Source organism: Protofrankia sp. Cas8 (genome assembly GCF_963555845.1).
GTDB lineage: Bacteria > Actinomycetota > Actinomycetes > Frankiales > Frankiaceae > Protofrankia.
In genome coordinates, this window is record NZ_CAUVXI010000288.1 from 3,150 (window position 1) to 5,657 (window position 2,508).

Genomic DNA, 2,508 nt, shown 5'->3' on the forward strand with positions numbered 1-2,508 from the left:
AGAAGCTGTTCGATCGCGAGCTGTCCCGGCGACCGGTCCTTCTGCTGTGCATCGGCTCGGACCTGGCGATGATGGAGGCGCTCAATTCCTACGGCCGGCCGTTTCACCAACGCGCCGGCGAGATGGTGATCCCGCCGCTGAACCCGGCCGACGTGTCCACGATGGTGGATCTGAGTTCTGCCGATGTCTTCGACGCCTACCTGGTGACCGGTGGGCTGCCGCTGATCCTGGACGAGTGGCCCGGCGGCGCCTCAGTTCACGACTATCTGCGGGAGGCGGTCGACGATCCCACCTCCGCTCTGCTGGTCAGCGCCGAACGTGCGCTGGCCGCCGAGTTTCCCGTCGAGGCGCAGGCCCGCGGGGTCCTTGGTGTCATCGGGTCCGGGGAACGGGCCTTCTCGCTTATCGGACGGGCCGCCGGCGGGATCGCGCAGGGCTCCCTGAGCCGCGCGTTGCAGCTGTTGACTGCGAAACGTCTGGTGACCGCCATGGTTCCGCTCTCAACCCGACCCTCCCGCGAAACCCGGTATCTGATCGCCGACCCCTATCTTCGATTCTGGCTGACATTCCTCGGCCCGTACCTCCATGAAATCGAGCGGGGCCGCGGCGACCTGGTTCTCACCAGGATCGAATCCTCCTGGGCCACCTGGCGAGGACGGGCGATCGAGCCGGTGATCAGGGATGCGCTGCACCGGCTTCCCGCGGGGGTCCTACCGGACGAGACGAACGTCATCGGCGGCTACTGGACCCGTACCAACGACCCGGAAATCGACATCGTCGGCGCGGACCGGGAACCGATCGCCAAAAGGATCACCATGGTCGGATCGATCAAATGGCAGAACAACCATGCCTTTGACGTGCACGACCTCGCCCGGCTCGCCCACCACCGGTCGCAGCTTCCCGGCGCCGACGACTCGACCCCCCTGCTCGCGGTGACCCGTACCAGCACGGCGACGGCCGGCATCCTCGCCCTCGGCCCGAACGACCTGCTCACCGCCTGGCGCCCCTGAAGCACGCGCCGGTTCAGGACACGCCCCAGCCCCGCTCCTTGATCCACGTCCCTATTGCTGGGCGCTCTTTGGGAACGATGTGAATCTGGTGTTGTGGTAGGAGCATCAGATTCACATCGTTCTTTGTCATAGATACCGGGATGATCGGTACAGTACGGGTTGGCCCTCAGCGGCTGGAGTCGATCAGGTCGCGGTCGGGCGGCGCTGCGTGATCGGTGGGGCCACGCCGCCCGGCACGCACCCCCCGGATCCCGAGCCAGCCGACGGCGGTGCCGATCGTGAGCGAGACGGCGGTGAGCACCAAGTGCACCAGGAAGAACCCGGTCGGACCATCGCTCCAGGACCGGTCGTCGACCCAGATGTTCTTCAGGAACGTCGGCCAGATCACCCACGACCAGACACCCACCGCGACCAGGAACCAGGCAGCACGCTTCGACAGAGTCACCCCACCAGCCTCGCACCCCACGTCAGCGCCGGCTCCGCCCGGACCAGCCAGTCAGGCGGATCACCGCGGCGGCACGAGCTCGTGGCAAGTTCAGAGCTACTTCAGATATCATTGCGCCCATGGCAGCGTCAGTAGCGCGCGTCTCCTTCCCCTACAGCGATCTTCTCCGCCAGCCCAAGCGCGTCCTCGCCTACATCGATGAAGGCGTTGTGGTCGAACTGGCCCGGCGCGACGGCCCGAACCTTCGGGTCGAACTGGCCGACCGCGCCGCCGACGTCGAGGAGGCGCTTGCGCTGACCGCCCGCATCCTGCGGCAGACCCTCCACGACGATGCGGCCCGCTCTGTCCTTGAGGCCGTGATCACGGACGTCTTCCCGTGGATTGAACTGCTTCCCGTCGACGAGCAGGCGGAGTGCGTCAGCACGCTCCTGCGGCGGCTGCAGGCAAGCGCCGAAGCCGGCGTCCTGGCGCCCTTCACCCAGCTCGCGCATGAGTGGAAGCAGACCGCCGCGATCCACGCGGATCCCGCCCTCACCGCAGACCTCAGCCGGCCGCTGCCCGGCGACGGCCCCGTCCTCCATCGACCTTCATGACTGGACGTGGCGAGCGGATCCCTCGTCCCCCTGACCCGGACAAGTGGGACATTGTCGCAGCCAGCAATGACGCAGGCAAGGGCTGGGACGAACTCTGCCGAACCCATTCGGCTGCCGCCCGAACCGCCTTCGATGCGTTACAGACTGATCCGCGACATAGAACACAACGCCAGCACCCGCTACAAGGTGCCCTCGGCAAAAAGTCGATCGGTGGGCGCGAGCTCCCGCAATGGCAATACGAAGCTAGCGGCGGCGGACGTGTCTGGTACTGCATCGACGACGAGAAACAACGCATCTGGATCACCCGTGCCGGTGCAGGCCATCCAAAAGCAACCGAATAGCGGTTCTGCGTGCTCCACTCGACTCGCCGTTGCTCGACGCGTGCGTGTCCGTGGTCTGGGTGGCCAGGCACGCATTGCTACGACCGTTTGAACCCGCCGTGCTTTACCACCGCGCCCGT

Annotated in this window: 4 protein-coding genes; 3 read left to right on the plus strand and 1 reads right to left on the minus strand. The window is 66.3% G+C overall.

Annotated elements, in window-relative coordinates; all coding sequences use genetic code 11:
• Positions 1–1,010, plus strand: a 1,010-nt coding sequence (locus U9977_RS25445) for an ATP-binding protein (protein ID WP_322751815.1), incomplete at its 5' end; no start/stop codon positions are given.
• 166 nt (positions 1,011–1,176) lie between these two features.
• On the opposite strand, the gene U9977_RS25450 is transcribed toward U9977_RS25445, so the two are convergent.
• A complete protein-coding gene (locus tag U9977_RS25450) occupies positions 1,177–1,455 on the minus strand; it encodes an SCO4848 family membrane protein (RefSeq protein ID WP_322751816.1) in 279 nt (92 codons plus the stop codon).
• Between the two features lie 119 nt (positions 1,456–1,574).
• Between U9977_RS25450 and U9977_RS25455 the strand changes: the two genes are divergently transcribed.
• Both U9977_RS25455 and U9977_RS25460 read left to right on the plus strand, forming a co-directional pair.
• Positions 1,575–2,048: a hypothetical protein gene (locus U9977_RS25455; RefSeq protein WP_322751817.1), complete on the plus strand. Its 474-nt coding sequence runs from the start codon at positions 1,575–1,577 to the stop codon at positions 2,046–2,048.
• Positions 2,045–2,389, plus strand: a complete 345-nt coding sequence (locus U9977_RS25460) for a hypothetical protein (protein WP_322751818.1) — start codon at positions 2,045–2,047, stop codon at positions 2,387–2,389. The genes U9977_RS25455 and U9977_RS25460 overlap by 4 nt, the downstream gene beginning before the upstream one ends.
• Positions 2,390–2,508 lie beyond the last annotated feature (119 nt).